The organism is Klebsiella planticola ATCC 33531 (assembly GCF_000735435.1).
GTDB lineage: Bacteria > Pseudomonadota > Gammaproteobacteria > Enterobacterales > Enterobacteriaceae > Klebsiella > Klebsiella planticola.
Window position 1 is genome coordinate 126,712 of the sequence record NZ_JMPP01000014.1, and the last position, 18,644, is coordinate 145,355.

General features: G+C 57.4%; 18 protein-coding genes and 1 tRNA gene. 10 read left to right on the forward strand and 9 right to left on the reverse strand.

Features of this window, described 5'->3' with window-relative positions; genetic code table 11:
- The first annotated feature begins 61 nt into the window (after positions 1–61).
- Positions 62–1,555, forward strand: coding sequence for an MDR family MFS transporter (locus GRPL_RS20685; RefSeq protein WP_032690226.1), 1,494 nt, complete (start codon positions 62–64; stop codon positions 1,553–1,555).
- On the opposite strand, the gene GRPL_RS20680 is transcribed toward GRPL_RS20685, so the two are convergent.
- Positions 1,552–2,466, reverse strand: coding sequence for a LysR family transcriptional regulator (locus tag GRPL_RS20680; protein WP_032698673.1), 915 nt, complete (start codon positions 2,464–2,466; stop codon positions 1,552–1,554). The genes GRPL_RS20685 and GRPL_RS20680 overlap by 4 nt on opposite strands.
- A 102-nt stretch (positions 2,467–2,568) precedes the next feature.
- On the opposite strand from GRPL_RS20680, the gene GRPL_RS20675 reads away from it, so the two are divergent.
- Positions 2,569–3,201 carry a pyridoxamine 5'-phosphate oxidase family protein gene (locus tag GRPL_RS20675; protein ID WP_032697029.1) on the forward strand — a complete coding sequence of 211 codons (633 nt, stop codon included), beginning with the start codon at positions 2,569–2,571 and terminating at the stop codon, positions 3,199–3,201.
- Positions 3,198–3,668, forward strand: a complete 471-nt coding sequence (locus tag GRPL_RS20670; protein ID WP_032690229.1) for a nuclear transport factor 2 family protein — start codon at positions 3,198–3,200, stop codon at positions 3,666–3,668. The genes GRPL_RS20675 and GRPL_RS20670 overlap by 4 nt, the downstream gene beginning before the upstream one ends.
- Positions 3,669–3,685: 17 nt before the next feature.
- On the opposite strand, the gene GRPL_RS20665 is transcribed toward GRPL_RS20670, so the two are convergent.
- A complete protein-coding gene (locus GRPL_RS20665; protein WP_032697028.1) occupies positions 3,686–4,222 on the reverse strand; it encodes a carboxymuconolactone decarboxylase family protein in 537 nt (178 codons plus the stop codon).
- 117 nt (positions 4,223–4,339) lie between these two features.
- Here GRPL_RS20665 and GRPL_RS20660 point away from each other — a divergent pair, with 117 nt between their 5' ends.
- The 3 genes from GRPL_RS20660 to GRPL_RS20650 all read left to right on the forward strand — a co-directional run bounded on the left by GRPL_RS20660 (position 4,340) and on the right by GRPL_RS20650 (position 7,247).
- Positions 4,340–5,245, forward strand: coding sequence for a helix-turn-helix transcriptional regulator (locus GRPL_RS20660; protein ID WP_032698522.1), 906 nt, complete (start codon positions 4,340–4,342; stop codon positions 5,243–5,245).
- A 307-nt stretch (positions 5,246–5,552) separates the two neighbouring features.
- Positions 5,553–6,362 carry a lipoprotein NlpA gene (gene nlpA / locus GRPL_RS20655; RefSeq protein WP_032690232.1) on the forward strand — a complete coding sequence of 270 codons (810 nt, stop codon included), beginning with the start codon at positions 5,553–5,555 and terminating at the stop codon, positions 6,360–6,362.
- A 24-nt stretch (positions 6,363–6,386) separates the two neighbouring features.
- Entirely contained in the window at positions 6,387–7,247 is an 861-nt protein-coding gene (locus tag GRPL_RS20650) for a DMT family transporter (protein WP_032690233.1), read from the forward strand.
- Here the strand turns inward: GRPL_RS20650 and GRPL_RS20645 are convergent.
- Positions 7,239–7,793 carry an NUDIX domain-containing protein gene (locus tag GRPL_RS20645; RefSeq protein WP_032697025.1) on the reverse strand — a complete coding sequence of 185 codons (555 nt, stop codon included), beginning with the start codon at positions 7,791–7,793 and terminating at the stop codon, positions 7,239–7,241. The two genes, GRPL_RS20650 and GRPL_RS20645, sit on opposite strands and share 9 nt — an antisense overlap.
- Before the next feature lie 168 nt (positions 7,794–7,961).
- Between GRPL_RS20645 and GRPL_RS20640 the strand changes: the two genes are divergently transcribed.
- Entirely contained in the window at positions 7,962–8,741 is a 780-nt protein-coding gene (locus tag GRPL_RS20640; protein WP_032698524.1) for an MBL fold metallo-hydrolase, read from the forward strand.
- Between the two features lie 26 nt (positions 8,742–8,767).
- Positions 8,768–9,721 carry a GlxA family transcriptional regulator gene (locus GRPL_RS20635; protein WP_032698525.1) on the forward strand — a complete coding sequence of 318 codons (954 nt, stop codon included), beginning with the start codon at positions 8,768–8,770 and terminating at the stop codon, positions 9,719–9,721.
- Here GRPL_RS20635 and GRPL_RS20630 read toward each other — a convergent pair.
- The 3 genes from GRPL_RS20630 to GRPL_RS20620 form a co-directional block, all read right to left on the reverse strand.
- The gene (locus GRPL_RS20630) at positions 9,718–10,767 is read right to left on the reverse strand and encodes an NAD(P)-dependent alcohol dehydrogenase (protein WP_032690237.1); all 1,050 of its coding nucleotides are present in this window, start codon (positions 10,765–10,767) and stop codon (positions 9,718–9,720) included. The two genes, GRPL_RS20635 and GRPL_RS20630, sit on opposite strands and share 4 nt — an antisense overlap.
- A gap of 214 nt (positions 10,768–10,981) precedes the next feature.
- Positions 10,982–11,281 carry a putative quinol monooxygenase gene (locus GRPL_RS20625; RefSeq protein WP_032690238.1) on the reverse strand — a complete coding sequence of 100 codons (300 nt, stop codon included), beginning with the start codon at positions 11,279–11,281 and terminating at the stop codon, positions 10,982–10,984.
- A gap of 1 nt (position 11,282) precedes the next feature.
- On the reverse strand, positions 11,283–12,290 hold the full coding sequence (locus tag GRPL_RS20620; protein WP_032697022.1) for a zinc-binding alcohol dehydrogenase family protein: 1,008 nt from the start codon (positions 12,288–12,290) through the stop codon (positions 11,283–11,285).
- 552 nt (positions 12,291–12,842) lie between these two features.
- Here GRPL_RS20620 and GRPL_RS20615 point away from each other — a divergent pair.
- Complete coding sequence (locus GRPL_RS20615; protein WP_032698526.1) at positions 12,843–14,039, forward strand: hypothetical protein; 1,197 nt, start codon at positions 12,843–12,845, stop codon at positions 14,037–14,039.
- 201 nt (positions 14,040–14,240) lie between these two features.
- On the opposite strand, the gene GRPL_RS20610 is transcribed toward GRPL_RS20615, so the two are convergent.
- Positions 14,241–14,335 (reverse strand) — tRNA-Sec (locus tag GRPL_RS20610).
- A 336-nt stretch (positions 14,336–14,671) separates the two neighbouring features.
- Here GRPL_RS20610 and GRPL_RS20605 point away from each other — a divergent pair.
- Positions 14,672–15,403 carry a MurR/RpiR family transcriptional regulator gene (locus GRPL_RS20605; RefSeq protein ID WP_032697020.1) on the forward strand — a complete coding sequence of 244 codons (732 nt, stop codon included), beginning with the start codon at positions 14,672–14,674 and terminating at the stop codon, positions 15,401–15,403.
- A 148-nt stretch (positions 15,404–15,551) separates the two neighbouring features.
- Here GRPL_RS20605 and GRPL_RS20600 read toward each other — a convergent pair whose 3' ends face one another.
- Both GRPL_RS20600 and GRPL_RS20595 read right to left on the reverse strand, forming a co-directional pair.
- A complete protein-coding gene (locus GRPL_RS20600) occupies positions 15,552–16,931 on the reverse strand; it encodes a family 4 glycosyl hydrolase (protein WP_032690242.1) in 1,380 nt (459 codons plus the stop codon).
- A 13-nt stretch (positions 16,932–16,944) separates the two neighbouring features.
- Positions 16,945–18,504: a PTS transporter subunit EIIC gene (locus GRPL_RS20595; RefSeq protein ID WP_032698528.1), complete on the reverse strand. Its 1,560-nt coding sequence runs from the start codon at positions 18,502–18,504 to the stop codon at positions 16,945–16,947.
- Positions 18,505–18,644: the final 140 nt, after the last annotated feature.

Sequence of the window (18,644 nt, forward strand, 5' to 3'; positions counted from 1 at the left end):
GGGATTCATCATTTCCCTAAATATTAATTATACATTTAATTAATTTCAAGCGAGTGATGTGATGACGTCTCAAGTCGCGACCCAACCGGCACCGTCGATCCGTCTGCTGTTTAGCGCGCTGATGCTGGTTATGCTGTTGTCGGCCCTGGATCAGACCATTGTGTCGACGGCGCTACCCACGATTGTTGGTGAGCTTGGGGGGCTGGATAAGCTCTCCTGGGTGGTCACCGCCTATATTCTCAGCTCGACGATTGTCGTACCGCTGTACGGTAAATTTGGCGATCTGTTTGGCCGCAAAATTGTGCTCCAGGTTGCGATCGTGCTGTTCCTGGTCGGTTCCGCGCTGTGCGGCGTCGCGCAGAATATGACGCAGCTGGTGCTGATGCGTGGGCTACAGGGGCTGGGCGGCGGCGGCCTGATGGTGATCAGCATGGCGGCGGTGGCCGACGTGATCCCACCGGCCAACCGCGGTCGCTATCAGGGGCTGTTCGGCGGGGTATTCGGCCTGGCGACGGTGATCGGGCCGCTCATCGGTGGCTTCCTGGTCCAGCACGCTTCATGGCGCTGGATTTTCTATATCAACCTGCCGCTGGGGCTGTTTGCGCTGCTGGTGATCGGCGCGGTTTTCCACAGCAGCAATAAACGTAGCCAGCATCAGGTTGACTGGCTGGGCGCGATTTACCTGAGTATGGCGCTGCTGTGTATCATTCTCTTCACCTCTGAAGGCGGCAGCGTGCGCGCGTGGAACGACCCGCAGCTGTGGTGCATTCTCGCCTTCGGCGTGGTGGGGGTTATCGGCTTTATTTATGAAGAACGGATCGCCGCAGAACCGATTATCCCGCTCTCCCTCTTTCGCAATCGCAGCTTTCTGCTGTGCAGCCTGATTGGCTTTGTCATCGGGATGTCGTTGTTTGGCTCGGTCACCTTCCTGCCGCTCTATCTGCAGGTGGTGAAGGCGGCGACGCCGACCGAAGCCGGGATGCAGCTCATTCCGTTGATGGGCGGGCTGTTGATGACGTCGATCGTCAGCGGGCGCATTATCAGCCGCACTGGCCGGTACCGCATATTCCCGATTCTTGGCACGTTGTCAGGTATGGTGGGGATGGTGCTGCTGACGCGTATTACCATTTACTCGCCGATGTGGCAGCTGTATCTGTTTACCGCCGTGCTGGGGATGGGCCTGGGACTGGTGATGCAGGTGCTGGTGCTGGCGGTACAGAACGCCATGCCGGCGCAGATGTACGGCGTGGCGACCTCTGGCGTGACGCTGTTCCGTTCGATCGGCGGTTCCATCGGGGTGGCGCTGTTCGGCGCGGTGTTCACCCACGTTCTGCAAAACAACCTGCAGCGTCTGCTGCCGGAAGGAACGGCGCTGCCGCGGGCGCTGAATCCTGCCGCGGTGCAGAACCTGCCGTCAGAGATCCGCCTCGATTATCTCGATGCCTTTGGCTCGGCGATACATGCCGCATTCCTGATGGCAGCCTGCATCATGGCGGTCGCTTTCCTGCTCTCATGGCTGCTGAAAGAGGCGCCGCTGAAAACGGTGGCGAGCTAGCGGGTTGCCGCGATGCGCGCCAGCGCCTGGCGCAGCATCGGGGTGGCGAAATCGATAAACTTCCGCAACTTAAGAGGTGCCAGCCCGCGGGCGGTATACAGCAGGTGTACCGGCGCAGGCTCCGGTTCCATCGCTTCCAGTATCAGCGTCAGTTCACCGCACGCCAGACCATCGATGGCCTGGTAGTGCAGCAGGCGCGCCGCGCCGGCCCCCAGTCGCGCGGCGTCGGCGGCGCTTTCCGGAGTGGTCACGCAGAGCGCCGGCTGAAGCACTACGTGCCGGTCTTCCGCCATCGGCGCCTTAAACCGCCAGCCGCGATAGGGCATCGGTGATTCAATGCCAATGGCCGGCAGTGTGCTCAGCTCACGCGGGCGCTGCGGGTATCCGTGCTTCTCCAGCAGCGCCGGGTGGGCGCAGGTGACAATACGCATCTCGCCCAGGCGGGTGGCAACCATTCCGCTATCAGGTAGCGTACCGATACGCACCGCGAGATCGATATGGTCGTCGACCAGGTCGGCATTACGATCGCTGAGCAGTAAACGGACGCGAATTTGCGGGTAAAGGGCGAGAAAAGCGGTGACAACCGGCAAAACATGCTGTCGGCCAAACATCGTCGGAGCCGCGATCGTCAGCTCACCCTTCGGCTGCTGATATTCCCCCGCCGCCTGGCGCTCGGCCTGGTCAACCTCTTCGAGAATCCGCCGTGCGGCGGCGACATAATCGATACCGGCATCGGTCAGCGTCAGCTTGCGGGTGGTGCGGAGCAGCAGGCGCACGCCGAGCGTGCTTTCCAGCTCGGCAATATGGCGGCTGATGGTGGTCAACGGCGTATTCAGCGCCCGCGCCGCCGCCGACATGCTGCCCAGTTCAGTGACTTTTACCAGCAGCGCCATGGCGCTCAAGCGATCCATAATTATCCCGTTTTCCGGAAAGATGATTGTCAGTATCGCAGTATTATCATTTATGGCGGCAGAGTCCATGATGAGCGCAGTCACAGCGCGTTCGGAGGATCTATGCCGGGGGACTTTCTCGATATTGCCATCACGCCTGATGTGATGGACGTTCAACATGAAATGGGAAGCGATGGTCTGTGGCAGTCGCCGTATCGCCAGCGCAGGGGAGAACGTTTCGGCGCCAGCGAAGAGGAGATGATCGCCACCCGCGACAGTTTTTATCTGGCAACGTTATCGCAAACCGGCTGGCCCTACATCCAGCATCGCGGCGGGCCGCCGGGTTTTCTCCATCTGCTGGATGACGCCACCCTGGCGATGGCGGATTTTGGCGGCAACCGGCAGTACATCACCACCGGCAACCTGCGCGGCAGCGACCGGGCCTGCCTGTTTTTGATGGATTACCCGCGCCGCGCCAGGCTGAAAATCTATGCCACCGTCGAGGTGCTGGCGAAGGACGATGATCCCGGGCTGTTGGCTCGGGTCACGCCGGACAATTACCGCGCCCGGGTGGAGCGCCTGTTTCGCTTTCATCTGCAGGCGTTTGACTGGAACTGTCCGCAGCACATAACGCCGCGCTACAGCGCCCGACAGGTGGCGGAGTACAGCCAGACGCTGCAGCAGCGTATCCAGGCGCTGGAGCAGGAAAATCTGAAGCTACAACAACAGTTAACGTTAAAAGGAGAACGACCATGACCGAAGTTCGCCCGCCGCTACCGCCGTTTACCCGGGAAAGCGCGCTGCAAAAGGTTCGCGCCGCCGAAGATGGCTGGAACAGCCGCGACGCGCAAAAAGTGGCGCTGGCCTATACGGCCGACAGCCAGTGGCGCAACCGCAGTGAGTTTGTCCATGGGCGTGCGGAAATCATCGGCTTCCTGACGCGAAAATGGCAAAAGGAGCAGCAGTACCGGCTGATTAAGGAGCTGTGGGCGTGGAACGATAACCGTATTGCCGTGCGTTTCGCCTATGAATGGTGTGATGACAGCGGCAGCTGGTTCCGCTCATATGGCAATGAAAACTGGGAGTTTGATGAGCATGGCCTGATGCATACCCGCTACGCCTGCATTAACGATCTGCCGATTGCCGCGCGGGATCGCCTGTTCCATTGGCCCCAGGGGCGCCGCCCCGATGACCATCCGGGGCTGAGCGAGCTGGGGCTATAAACAGGCGATGTGACGGGTTAATCGGCTTTCGGGAAGTCGACGACCGTATCATTCACCCGGTTCACCATATTGGTGAACAGAATGGCGCTCACCGCGCTGATAATCTCAATCACCTGCTGGTCGCCGAAGCCAGCGTTACGCAGTGCGCTGACGTCGGCTTCCGGGAGCGTACCGCGAGTGCGCACCAGGGTCTGGACAAACTTGACCAGCGCATCGAGACGGGCATCATCAGTAAACTCGCCGCGGCGCAGGGCATGGATTTGCTCGCCGCTGTAACCCGCTTTTTTCGCCATTAAGGTATGCGCCGCCAGGCAGTAATCGCAGCCGGTGGCCTCGCTCACGGCCAGGTTAATCGCTTCCAGCTGTTTGGCATTCAGGCTGCTTTTACTCAGCATCGCGTTATGCGCCAACGCCTGCTGCAATGCCGCCGGTGAATGACCGCCAATGGTCAGATAGGCATTGGGCACTTTACCCATCGCTTTTTTGATCGCACCGAAAATTTCTGCGGCTTTACCGGTGACGTCTTGTTCACGAATATCAGCTAAACGGCTCATGGTGTGCTCCTGTGTCTGTGAGGGTGTGATGTGGCAATGGCGACATGTTAGGGACAGGCGGCGTGCTAGACTGAGGCTCTTCGTCTCATTTTTTTGTCTTATCGTCTCAGGAGTGGCATGGACAGTCTCAGTCATCTGTTGGCGCTGCTGGCGCCGCGCTGCGAAGTGAATCTGCACTGCCGGTTTGGCGGTCGCTGGCAGGCCGGGCATGAGCAAATGCGCAGCGGCGTAGTGCCCTGGCATTTTGTGTTGCGTGGCGAGGGGCGGCTGACGGTCGGCAGGCAAACCCGGCAGATGCGGGCGGGCGATGTCATCTTGCTCCCGCACGGCTCGCCGCATCTGATGGAAAGTCTGGTGGAGTGGGGGCAGATTCTGCCCGTCGCCCACCGCTTTAACGGGACCCTGACCGAGGTCCGAACCGCTACCGACCACGATGCGCTGGAGATGCTGTGCGGCGAATTTTACTTCGGCCCGCACGTCAGCTGGTTATTTGCGGAACCGGCTGACTTGATTCATCTGCACACCGACGAGCGGGCGGAGTGCCCGGAGCTGGAGCTGCTGCTTAACGTGCTGGTACGGGAGTGCCTGATGGCGCGCCCCGGCGGCGGGGCTATCGTGCGTAGCCTCGGCGACACGCTGCTGGTTTTGCTGCTGCGTACGCTACTGGGCAGCGAAGCGCCGCCGGAAGGGCTGCTGCGGCTGATGAGCGATGAACGGCTGATGCCCGCTGTTTTCGCGGTGCTGGAGACGCCGGAGCAGCCCTGGACGCTGGAGAGCATGGCCGCCCGCGCTTTTTTATCGCGCGCGACCTTCGCCCGGCACTTTGCCCGTGCTTATCACCTCACGCCGCAGGCCTGGCTTTCGCAGCTGCGGATGGCGATGGCTGCGCGCCTGCTGCGCGTGGAGCGGCAGACCAACCTTGATGTGATTGCCGGGCGCTGTGGGTTTCAGTCGCAGGCCTCGTTCTCGAAGGCGTTTAAAAAACTGTATGGCGTGACGCCTGGGGAGTGGCGGCGTCGGTAAGCGGCTGTGGCGCCGAGGCTGGTCGTGACGGCCGGTGCCGCAGCGGCGTAAACACAACATTGTCGTCCGGTTTCCGGTTGTGACGCGCGGGCCAGCATCCGCCGTATCATTACCAAACCGGAGGAATTATGGATTTCGCACAACAACAGCAACAGGCGACGCCTGGGCTGCTGGCGCATGAAGCCAAACACCGGTAGATGATTTTATTTCCGGTTGCTGTTTTTGCAGTTTAAAACCTGACCATAAAGTCGTTATAGTTTCGGACGAAAAATAATAACGACTTCTATGGACTGACAGGGTAAAAATGATGAAATTGCGTTTACGGACAGCCGCCGCCGTGGTGCTGGCGGGTCTGCTGCTGGCAGGCTGCGACCAGAAAGGCAGCGATGCGAAACACATTAAAGTCGGCGTCATCAACGGCGCGGAACAGGATGTAGCGGAAGTGGCTAAAAAGGTCGCCAAAGAGAAATATGGTCTGGATGTCGAGCTGGTGGGCTTTAGCGGTTCGCTTCTGCCTAACGAAGCGACGAACGCCGGCGATCTGGATGCTAACGTCTTCCAGCACCGGCCGTTCCTGGCGCAGGATAATAAAGCGCACGGCTACCATCTGGTGGCGGTCGGCAACACCTTCGTGTTTCCTATGGCGGGCTATTCACGCAAAATAAAATCAGTGGCCGATCTGCAAGACGGGGCGACTATCGCCATTCCGAACGATCCCACCAACCTGGGCCGCGCGTTACTGCTGTTGCAAAAAGAGCAGCTGATTACCCTGAAGGCAGGGACTGGCCTGCTGCCTACGGCGGTCGATATCACCGCCAACCCGCGTCACCTGAACATTATGGAGCTGGAAGGGGCGCAGCTGCCGCGCGTGCTGGACGACCCGAAAGTGGATGTGGCGATTATCAGCACCACTTATCTTCAGCAGACCGGTCTCTCGCCGGTGCATGACGGGATTTTTATTGAAGATAAAAACTCGCCGTACGTGAATATCATCGTGGCCCGCGAAGAGAATAAAGACGCGGAAAACGTGAAGGAATTTATGCAGTCCTATCAGTCGCCGGAAGTGGCAAAGGCGGCAGAGACTATCTTTAACGGTGGTGCGGTTCCCGGCTGGTAATCGTCAACACAAGGAGAGGTGAATATGGTCCGGCAGCGTCAGGCGGATTTACTGCTGGTAGCCGCTACGGTTATCGCCGCATGTGGGTGGATATTTTCTCGCGAAGCCATCGCCGGAATGCCGGTTTTCGCCTTCCTCGGGCTGCGTTTCTTTTTTGCGGCGCTGCTGCTGCTGCCGTTTTGTCGCGGCTTTCACGTTGAGAGGCGACACTGGCGGCAGATGACGATCGGCGGGCTGTGGTTTGCGCTGAACCTGTGTCTGTGGATCTACTCGGTTTCGACCACCGCCTCGCTGGGCGAGGGGGCGTTTATCATGAGCCTGTCGATGCTGTTTGTGCCGCTCACCGCATGGGTGATGATGAAAACACGCCCTGCCCGGGCATACTGGGAGTGCCTGCCGGTCGCGATCGTCGGCCTCGGGCTGCTCAGTCTGCATATGCCGATTGCCTTCCACCCTAGCCAGGGCTGGTTTCTGCTGACCGCGCTGGTGCAGTCGATCTGGTTTTGCTACACCAGCCGCTGCGCCCGCGATGTGCCCCTGATCCCGCTGACCACCGTGCAACTGGCGATTACCGGGGTCGTTGGGCTGGGGATCTCCGCCGCTGTCGAAACCTGGGACCAGCCGTTCACGCTGCCCACTTTCGGCTGGCTGCTGGCCAGTATTGTTATCGCCACCAGTCTGCGTTTCGGCCTGCAAATGAAGGGGCAGAAGTACGCGGCGGTGGCGAGCGCTGCGATTATCATGGTGCTGGAGCCGCTGTTGACGGTCATTGCCGCCGCGCTGTGGTACGGCGAACAGCTGCCGTTGCAAAAGATTATTGGCGGTATGCTGATCCTGGTGGCGCAGCTGTGGTTCCGCTGGCGGATGCTCAGGCCGTTACGCTAAACCGTTATGCTGCTGCGCCATCAGATGCAGCAGCGGCACCAGCGACAGCCCGTCAGGCATCTCGCCGCGGGCGATCAGCTGGCTGATTTCGGCGAAGGTAAACCAGCCTGTTTCCATCACCTCATCCTGATCCTCATCCATTCCGACATACGTCAGATCGCGCGCAAGCCAGGTGATAAACAGCTGGTCGCTGCTGCCGTAGGAGGGGTTGTAGCGGATAATTTCTGTGGCCTGTTTCGCCTGATAGCCGGTCTCTTCCCGTAGCTCGCGCAGGGCCGCCGCGCGCGGCTCTTCCCCTTCATCAATACCGCCGGACGGAATAGCCCATACCACCTTATCGATCAGATACCGATAGTGGCGGATCAGCAGCACTTTGTCCTGCTGCATGGCGACAATCCCCACCGCCGGACGCGGGTAATGGACAGAGTAAAAATCGCGGCGCTCGGCGTCGGTGACATCGATGGCCACTTTACGCATGCTGAACCACGGAGTTTGCGCAATCACTTCGGCGTCGTGCATATCGGCGGCGCTTAGTCTCTTTTTCATCGTAGCCACTTCCTCAGAAAACCAGTGTTCAGGACACCATAGCCTGGGGCGGATGGCAACCGCAGAAAGTTGGCCCAATCTCATCGAACATTGCCCAAATGCCCATATTGCGCCAGGCTGGTGGGACGTACGATGTTCGCCAGATAACCGCGAAGAGGAGTGAACATCATGAAAATGACCCAGATCCGTAACTCAACTCAGCTTATTGAATATGCAGGGAAAAAGTTCCTGATTGACCCGATGCTGGCGGATCGTGGCGCCTGGCCGGGATTCCCGGGCACCGCCCGCGCAGCGCTGCGTAATCCGTTGGTCGGGCTGCCTTTTTCCCTGAAAACTATCATTGATGTCGATGCGGCGATCGTCACCCATACGCATGATGATCATTGGGATGAGGCGGCGATCGCCGCGATCCCGAAAACGCTGCCGGTTTTTGTGCAGCATGACGGTGATGCCGGGCTGCTGCGTGGACAGGGATTTCAGGATGTCCGTCTGCTGTCGGAAGAGAGCGAGTTTGCCGGCGTCCGTTTACAGAAAACCACCTCCGGGCAGCATGGTAGCGACCGCACCTATGCCGTACCGGCTATGGCGGAGCGGCTGGGCGAAGCCTGCGGCGTGGTGTTTCGCCATCCGCAGGAGAAGACGCTGTGGCTGGTCGGCGATACCATCTGGCGTCCTGAAATTGCGGCCGACATGCTACGGCTACGTCCCGATGTCGTGGTACTGAATGCCGGGTACGCGCACGTGATTGGATTCGGGCCGATTATCATGGGCAAAGAAGATGTGCTGAAAACCCATTTCACCCTGCCAGAGGCGAAAATTGTCGCCATCCATCTTGAGGCGGTCAATCACTGCCTTTTGAGCCGCGAGGAGCTGCGCGAATACGTGGCGGATAATCAGATTGCCGATTCTGTCAGCATCCCGCAGGATGGGGAAAGTATGATCTTTTAAGCCCGCCGCGGGGAACGGAGAGGATGATGAAATTAACCGATGTCGCGATTGTTGCCGTGGACGGGTTCAGCCCTTTTCACTACTCGGTTCCCTGCATGTTGTTTGGCGATAGCGTCTCGGAAACGAAACGCTTTAACCTGCAGATTTGCGCCGAACGGCCGGGATTGTTGACCGCGCGCGACGGTTTTGCGCTCAACGCCAGCGCAGATTTCACCGCCCTTGAGCAGGCCGATATCGTGGTGGTGCCTTACTGGGGAGCGGTGCATCAGCGTCCGCCCCAGTCGCTGCTGGATAGCCTGGTACGGGCAAGGGAGAACGGCGCTGAAATCGTCGGGCTGTGCCTCGGTGCCTTTGTTCTCGGCTATGCCGGGCTGCTGGACGGCAAACGGGCGGCGACCCACTGGGAGTTTGAACAGGCATTTCAGCAGCAGTTTCCCGAGGTGCAGCTGGATATCAACGCGCTGTACGTTGATGACCAGCGGATCATTACTTCAGCGGGCACCGCGGCGGCGCTCGACTGCTGCCTGTATATCATTCGCCAGCGTTTCGGCAGCCTCGCGGCGAATCAAATCGCCCGGCGTATGATCGTGCCGCCCCATCGTGAAGGGGGCCAGGCGCAGTTTATCGCCCAGCCGGTACCGAAAAATACCCGCGACGCGCGGATTAACGGCCTGCTGGAGTATCTCCAGCAGCATATCGCCGAGCCGCACAACCTCGACTCGCTGGCGCAGGTGGTGGCGATGAGCCGCCGTACGCTGACTCGTCACTTTACCCGGGCTACCGGCATGAGCATTGCCGACTGGCTGACCATTGAACGTCTACGGCGCAGTCAGCTCCTGCTCGAGGAGGGGAATATGCCCGTCGAGCAGGTGGCGGAGAGCGTTGGATTCCGCTCCGCCGTGACCTGGCGCCAGCAGTTTAAATCCCGCTTTGGCGTCAGCCCGGCGGAGTGGCGGCGCACCTTTCGCCGCGGCATTTAGCCGGCGAGCGTCGCGCTGTCGATCACGAAGCGATATTTGACATCGCCTTTGACCATCCGCTCCCAGGCTTCGTTGATCTGATCGCCGCGAATCAGCTCAATATCGGCGACGATGCCGTGTTCGGCGCAGAAATCGAGCATCTCCTGGGTTTCCGGGATCCCGCCAATCATCGAACCGGCAATCGCACGACGGCGAAATATCAGATTAAACACTTCCGGCGAAGGATGCGGGCTGGCCGGCGCGCCGACCAGGGTCAGGGTGCCATCGCGTTTGAGCAAGGTGGTGAAGGCATCGAGGTTGTGCGGTGCCGCCACGGTGTTGAGGATGAAATCGAAGCTTTTCACGTGGGCGGCCATTTCGTCCTCGTTGCGTGAGACAACCACCTCATCCGCGCCCAGCGCTTTTGCCGCTTCCCGCTTCGATTCTGAGGTGGTAAAGGCCACCACGTGGGCGCCCATGGCGTGGGCCAACTTAATTCCCATATGTCCCAACCCGCCAATACCTACGATGCCGACTTTTTTTCCCGGCCCGACGTTCCAGTGGCGCAGCGGAGAGTACGTGGTGATCCCCGCGCAGAGCAGCGGCGCCACGGCGGCAAGTTGGGCTTTCGGATGGCGCACGTGCAGCACGTAGCGTTCGTGCACCACAATCTGCTGCGAATAACCGCCGAGAGTGTGTCCGGGCGCGTCTGCCGTGGGGCCGTTGTAGGTGAGAATCATATGGTCGCAGTAATTTTCCAGCCCTGCTTCGCACTCTTCACACTGTTGACAGCTGTCGACCATACAGCCGACGCCGACCAGATCTCCCACGTTGAATCCCGAGACCTGATTGCCGATGGCGGTCACCTGGCCGACGATTTCATGTCCCGGCACGCAAGGATAGAGCGTACCGGCCCATTCAGATCGCGCCTGATGAAGGTCGGAGTGGCAGACGCCACAGTAATCGATGGCGATCTGCACATCGTGGGGGCCCGGGTCGCGGCGGGAGATAGCCATCGATTTCAGCGGTTGGGTGGCGGAGTACGTACCAATAGCATTGATCTGCATAGCGAAACCTCTTTCTGAATGAACGTGCTGGATGATTCGGAGGGGATGACCTGCTTTTTGGCGGCAACGGTAAGCGTAGCCTGGTCAGCGCGGGGCGTGGGGCGATTAGCTCAGAGTGTTAAACAGACAAAGGGAAAAAGACGGGATAAAAAAGGAAAGGGGCAAAAAGAGGCGGGTTCCCTGCCTGGCAGGGAACCCGCAAGCGTTGAGGCGATTATTCAACCGGCGTCAGATAATCCAGGCGCAGCGGCTCAGCCAGCAGGCTGTCCATTTGCGCGATAAAGGCCTGAAAGTGCGGCAGGGCGATGTGTGCCTCCAGCGCCGCCGGGTCACGCCACGACTCGCGCATGTAGAAGGTGTCCGGCGCATCGCGCAGCTGAAACAGGGCATAATCCAAATTACCCGCTTCCTGACGGGTCGGCTGTAACAGCGCTTTCAGCGCCTGCCGCAGAGCGGCCGTTTGCCCCGGTTTGGCCTTCAGAACCGCAATGACAGATACCGTGTCGTTCGTCATCTTAAAACCCTTCCAGCACGATTTTGCCGACCGCGCGTCCGGTTTCCAGCTGAGTGTGCGCTTTCTGCAGGTTGCTGGCGTTGATTGGACCGTAATGCTCGCCGAGGGTAGTTTTGAGGGTCTTATCGTCAATCAGGGCCGCCACCCGGGTCAGCAGCTGATGCTGGGCCAGCATATCCGGCGTTTCAAACATCGAACGGGTGAACATAAACTCCCAATGCAGCGAAAGGCTTTTGGCCTTCAACGGGCGGGCGTCCAGGGTTTGCGGATCGTCAATCAACGCCAGCTTGCCTTGCGGGGCGAGAGCCGCAATCAGCTGCGCGTAATGTTGCTCAGTATTGTTGAGGCTGGCGACGTGCGTCACGGCGTTGACCCCAATCCGCGCCAGCTCTTCACTGAGCGGCTTGCTGTGATCGATAACGTGGTGCGCCCCGGCATCAAGCACCCATTTCTGGCTTTCCGGGCGCGAAGCGGTGCCGATGATCGTCATACGCGTCAGTTTGCGCGCCAGCTGCGTGAGAATGGAGCCGACGCCACCCGCCGCGCCGACAATCAGCAGCGCGTCCCCGGCGTTGCCGCCTTCCTGCACGCCAAGACGATCGAACAACAACTCCCATGCGGTGATGGCGGTCAGCGGCAGGGCGGCGGCAGAGGCGTTATCCAGCGAGCGCGGCTTCAGGGCGACGATCCGTTCGTCGACGAGCTGAAACTCGCTATTACTTCCCGCGCGCCCCAGCGCACCGGCATACCAGACTTCATCGCCCGGCGCGAACAGGGTGACCGCCTCGCCGACCGATTTTACGACGCCAACCGCATCCCAGCCCAGCACGCGCGGGGTATCGCCGGTAAATCCGGCGCGCACTTTGGTATCCACCGGATTCACGGAAATCGCCTTCACTTCGATGAGCAGGTCATGCCCTGCAGCAACCGGAACCGGTAGCTCGATGGCGCTTAAAAATGGGATGTTACTGCCTTCAGTAGCGGCGCGGGTAATGGCAATCGCTTTCATACACTCTCCGGTTTTAAATGGGGTTTCTGTGGGAATCCATTAATGGTAGACCCCTGGCGGGGAGGGAAAAACGGGGCCCGGGCGATAAGAGTTATATTGAAAAGCTGAAAATCAGCTCCGGGGATAAGCGTCGCGCTATCCGACGCAGATCCCTCAGCGCGGATACGCTGACTTCGCCGGTGGCACGGCGCCAATGCAGAGACTCCCGGGAGGAATATCGCTAAACGATCGCTCCGGGGAATGTGGTTTGTACTTCGCTAATTATGTTTCATATTTGAGAATGTTTTTGTTCCTGTACCACAAATATGAATATCTTCCGCAGGGAATAATAATATTGCGTTATCGCTCAAGGTTTATGCCTTGACTCCTGGCATCCTGCGTGCGATTTTCCCTCTATCAAATAATAAACAGAGTTTCATATCTGGAACGAAAATATAAAAATCTTGCTATTTAATCGATAGTTTCACTGCTGAGACAAAAATAAATAAAAACGCCGATATTAAGCGGCGAGGCTTTTTATCGCTTATTAAAATATAAAGTGAGGGATGTACTATGCGTAAATTAGTTCTTTCGCTGCTGCTGGTCGCCAGCGGCAACGGGCTGGCACAGGCGGACGACGGCAAGCCTTTTCCGCATATCGGCTGGCGCAGCGCGGACAATCTCGCTGGTCTGGATTTCGGCGGCGCGCTGCGGGCCAATTACCGCTATGAAGACTGGAAGGGCAGTAATTATCGTAACCCGCCGCATCTGCGTTTTGATACCTTTCGTATCGACAGCAGCGGCTTTTATAATCATTATTTCTTTGATGCCGGATTCTGGTTCCAGGATCATCGTAAATACGCCGTCGACCGCGCCTATGTAGGATATCGCGTTGATGGTAATAATAATATTCAGCTGGGCATTCCCGGCAAACCTTTCGGTTTGCAGCCCTATCCGCAATTTGGCTGGTCGTACGGCATACCATTTTATTTAGGTTTTGGCGTCAGCGCCGGCAGCGGCATCAACTATCAATATCACGATAATAACTGGTCGCTGGATGTGGCTTATTTTCCGTGGATGGAGCCGGAGAATTTACGCTACGCGCCGGATGTCGGCGATTACGATCGTCTGAAAAACACAATCTATCCTACCCAGCATCAGCAGCATAATGAAAAGCGCGATCAGGTTAATGTGCGTATCGCGCGCAATTTCCACGGCGGCGGCTGGAGTAACGAGCTGGGCGGCTCGCTGGCGCTGGCGCGCCTGCACAACCGCGAGACTGACGACGACGGTACCTTCTGGGCGGCGGGAGTACACGGCATGCTGCATAACGGGCCGTGGCAGCTCACCTCGCAGCTGATTCGCTACCAGTACGATCCGAAGAACCCGGCGGGGGTCAGCGACGATACGATTCTGATGGGCGGCAACGGCCTGACTCCGGCCTACCTGATCCCGGCTCAAGCGACCACCGCATCGCTCAACCTTGCCCGCGACGTCGATGTGAAGTGGGGGACAGTCTCGAAGCTGCGTTTCTACAATGACTACAGCGTACTGTGGAAAGACAAAAGCGGCTGGCAGGATTCGCAGATGAACACCCTCGGCGTGCAGGTCTTCGCGCTACCGGTGATGTTCTGGGTCGATCTCAGCTGGGCGAAGAACGTCAATCCGTGGGGCGGCGCGCTGAACTCTACCGGCTGGACCAGCACTCAGTCCGAGGGCAGCGGTAAATGGTATTTCCGCACTAACGTTAATATTGGTTATTACTTCTGATGAGGGGAACTGGCTTCTCAAAAGCCCCCGCTTCGCACAGCCATCCTGCTAAGAAGTCTGCCGGTTGCCAGAAGATGCAAGCAACATGAAGCCGGTTATTCCTGATGATATTCGGGGTCTGGGTCAACATGAGTTGGCCTGAGGATGACACCGCGGATTGGCATGGTTTATTGCATATGGGGAAGTTCAGGGGTAGCAAACTGGCGGAAGATCACAGGAGTTGAACCTGCCCGGGACCGCTGGCGGCCCCAACTGGATTTGAAGTCCAGCCACCTCACCGGAGATGACGATCTTCCGCGCCTCGATTGCTACATGGAGGCGGGGCGCATTATAGCTACTTTCAGGCATTTACCACATACCTGAACGCACTTTTTTACTGTTAAAACTGGACTTTACAGAACAGTCTGACACAAACCCTCGTAAAATCCGCGGGTTACACTTTTATATTTTTTCTGCGAGGGCGATCTGGCAGGAAAAAACGACGCTGGAGAGATACGCGGCCGCCTCCATGCGTCTCAGTCAGCGTGGCGCATGCATGCCATGTCGCTATTCGCTCTTTCCTGCCAGTGAGTTCCCCCACAGACACCTTTGCCGTTTGGTGATAGCGTAATCTGCCGCTGAGAGGAGCCGCAATGGACTTAGAAAATATCTTTCGTGACGTCAAGCTGAGCAAAACGGAAATGACCGTGCTGCGCTTTATCCAGAATGATCCTGAGCAGTGTGTGCGGGAAGGCATCCGCAGCGTCGCTGAGCGCTGCTATAGCAACCCCTCCTCGCTGGTGCGGCTGGCGAAGAAACTGAAGTTCAGCGGCTGGCTGGAGCTGGTCTATTTTATTAAATTCAATATCACCATGCCGAAACTCGATGTCACCAACGACATCGACTACATGAGTATTCAGCCGACAGAGCGGCTGACGCCGCTGCTGGAAAGCCTGCAGCATCAGCGGATCCTGATCCACGGCAGCGGCTTTTCGCAGCTGATTGCGCAATATATTTATAATAAGTTCCTGGTGACCGGCGTGAACGCCAGCCTCGCGCTGTGGCCGGATTACGAAATCCTGGAGCAAAAAAATGCGGCGAAATTCGACTCCATCTGGATCGTCTCAAAATCCGGGCGCAGCAGCTCGGCTCTGAACTGGGTGAAGGCGCTGGAAGGCAAGGCGATTAATCTGGTGTGCTTTACCGGCGATTATCAAAGTCCGCTGGCGCAGGCGGCGGATACCGCATTCATTATTCATGACCCGCAGAAGTTCGACGATGATATTTACTGGAGCAACCCGTTTTTCGGTTACTGCATACTCGGGTTTGAGCGGCTGCTGAAGATGTGGTTTATACAGACGGAGAACCCTGGAGGCGGCGTTTGACGCGCCTGTCAGGGCGATAAAATGACAACTTACGCGTTCCCGGGTTGTGGCTTAGACGCCTGACCCGGGCTACAAAACCGGCCAATCACGCCTTATCCGGTAGCCCGGATAAGGCGTTAGCCGCTATCCGGGGGATTGAGCCGGGCGTTTATTGCCAGTCGGCGAACTGCGCGTCGTCGAGATAGGCCTCGACCAGGGTTTTGGCCAGCGAAAAAGAGCCGATCAGCGGGTGTGCCATTAATGCGCGTATCGCCAGGGATTTATCGCGCTGCAAAATGGCCGCCACGGCCAGCCGCTCATACTCTTTCACGCTGGCAATCATGTTTCTCTGCGCCGTGGGCACGTGCGCTGGCGTCACCGGTTTTAAGCCGTCTTTGCTCAGGTCGCAGCTGATCTCAATCACATCGTCAGGACGCAAGAAATCGAGAGTGCCGTTATTGGGTATGGAGACCACGATTCGTTTGGTGGTGCGGCTGTTGACTGCCTCCAGAATGTCCAGCGCCACCCCGGCGTAGCCGCCGGTATCCGGCTCCTCAATAAACTGGCGCAGGGTTAACGGTTCGCGGGTATGGAATTTCTCCTGCTGCGACTCGTTCTGCATATAGCTATTTTCCCGGCGCAGGTAGTGCGTCATCCACAGAGAAAATGCCGCCTGCGGATCGGCTTTCACATCAATGCCGCGCAGCGCGTCCCGCATATCGCGATTGATACGGGCAATCTGCTCGCCGCGCGTTTCGTCCGCCTCTTGAATCGCTTTTAAGGCTACCTCGCGATAATAGTAATAATAGAGGTACTCGTTGAGTAATTGCTTATCACACAGCTGAACCAGCTCCGGCGAGAAATACTGCATCGCCGTTTTACGGTATAAATCCGGGCTGGCGATCAGGCGTTCGGTCACCTCTTCCCCGCGTACGGTGATGTGGGTGAACCAGGAGAAATGGTTCAGCCCGTAACACTCGACGCTGAGATCGCGCTCGTCGCAGCCGAGAATCTCGGGCAGTTCGCGGATCAGCTCCGACGGCGCATCGCAAATGCCATATACGCGACGCTTAAAGCCGGACTTGATGATCGCCTCGGTGACCAGCCCCGATGGGTTGGTAAAGTTAAACAGGATCGCATCCTCGGCGGCATGCTCTTCGATCAGGCGACAGTAGTTGAGGATCGCCGGGATCGAACGCATCGCCATGGCAAAGCCGCCCGCACCGGTGGTCTCCTGGCCTAAGGTATTATGCTCAAGCGCAATACGCTCATCGCGAATACGGCTCTCATCGCCGCCCACCCGCAGGGTAGTAATCACATAATTTGTGCCTTTCAGCGCGGCGACCGGATCGCTGGTCGTACTGAACGCAATATCCGGACGAATCGTATTAAACACGTAGCGGGCAATTTCACCAAACAAGGCCAGATTATCTTCCGAGCTGTCCAGAAATACCACTTCCGTTAAACCTATGCGGTGGGCGTTATAAGCCAGAGATTTCGCCAAAAATGCAGAGCGAACGCCGCCCCCGCCTAATACGGTTAATTTCATACATCACTCCCAATTAATTTTCTGCCAGCCAGCTATCAACCCGGGAACGTACCTGCCCCACTTTGACGCCATAAATAACCTGAACTTCATTACGATTTCGTACGACGCCATTGGCACCGGTACTTTTCAATATGAGCTCATCAACCAAATCCATATTTTTAATTACCACCCGCAGGCGAGTGAAACAGTTGTCGACCGAAATAATATTTTCTTTGCCGCCGAGGCCACTAATAATCTCATCGGTCACCGACTGCGGATTACCGACCTTTTTACGATAATCAGCTTTGCTGTAGAGCTTCACGTTATCGTCGTCTTCACGGCCCGGCGTTTTTAAATTCAGCTTCACTACCAGGGTGCGGAAAATAACGTAATAAACGGCGAACTGACCGATACCGATAAGAACATACCCAGGCCAGCGCGTTAATGAGACCGGCAGCGGCAGGTTATAAATCAGGAATTCGATAAGCCCGGATGCGCCCCACGGCCGAACGGTAAAGATGTCACAAATCGCCTGTGACGCGGCGGTCAGGGTGGCGTGAATCACCCAGAGCAGCGGCGACACGAACAGGAAGGTGAACTCAATCGGCTCCGTAATACCGGTGAGCATTGAGGTAATAATGGCGGGCAGCAGAATCGCTTTAGCCATCATTTTTTTCTCCGGTTTCGCCGTGTGATAAAAGGCCAGCGATGCGCCAGCGAGGCCGAAAATCGTGGTCATCCCCTGCTGTGAGAAACGGAGCGCATCGTTCATGACCGGGGTCAGATCCGGGTGGCGCATATAGGCGAGGAAAATTGCCTGGGTACCGGAAACCACCTGTCCGTCAACGTTTAGCGTACCGCCGATTTGCGTGAGCTGGAACGGCGACCAGACGAAATGGTGCAGGCCGGTGGGGATAAGGAATTTTTCAAAGAAGCCATAAACGAAAACCCCCGCCACGCCGGCGTTTTTCATAAATCCGGTTAACGCCCCGATACCGTGGGTCATAAACGGCCAGATCCAGGTGAAGGCGATGGCATAGAAAATCACCACCGGGGTCATGGCTACCAGGGTCAGCTTGGCGCCGCCGTACATTGACAGCGCGCCGGGCAGTTCGATGTTCGAGACTTTGTTATGCACCCAGGCAATGGTGCAGCCGAGGATAATGCCGAGGAACACCCCCATATCGACGACCACAAAACCGAGCAGTTGTGTCTGACCGGTGCCGTAGTATTCGCCATTAATTTTTTCGGCAATGCCGTGGATATGTTCCAGCCACGAATGGTTAGCGCCCAGAAACATAATAAAACACATCACTGAAACCAGGGCGACTTCTGTTTTTTTATCTTTCGCCAGCCCATAACTAATACCGACGCAAAAAAGTAATCCAAGATTGCCAAACAGCGGCCAGAACGTATCGCCGAGTAATTGTCCTGACTGATGTAAAAAACTGGTTTCAGAAATTAATGTAGGGTTGGTTAAGACAGAACTGAGTGCCAGAATCAGGCCAATGACGGGCAAGAACAGGACTGCACCGATCATTGCTCTGGAGAATTTTTGCATATTCTCCAGAATACGTTGACGTATTGCGGACATAGTCGTTCCTTTATTTTTATATTTACATAGGGTTTTTAATTGTTATCTCTACTTCCAGTATTTTGTTTATAGCAATTCCGATCTTTGAAAGAAACAGGTTGCGGGAAATAGGTACAGGTAGCCGCAAAATGCACACAGGT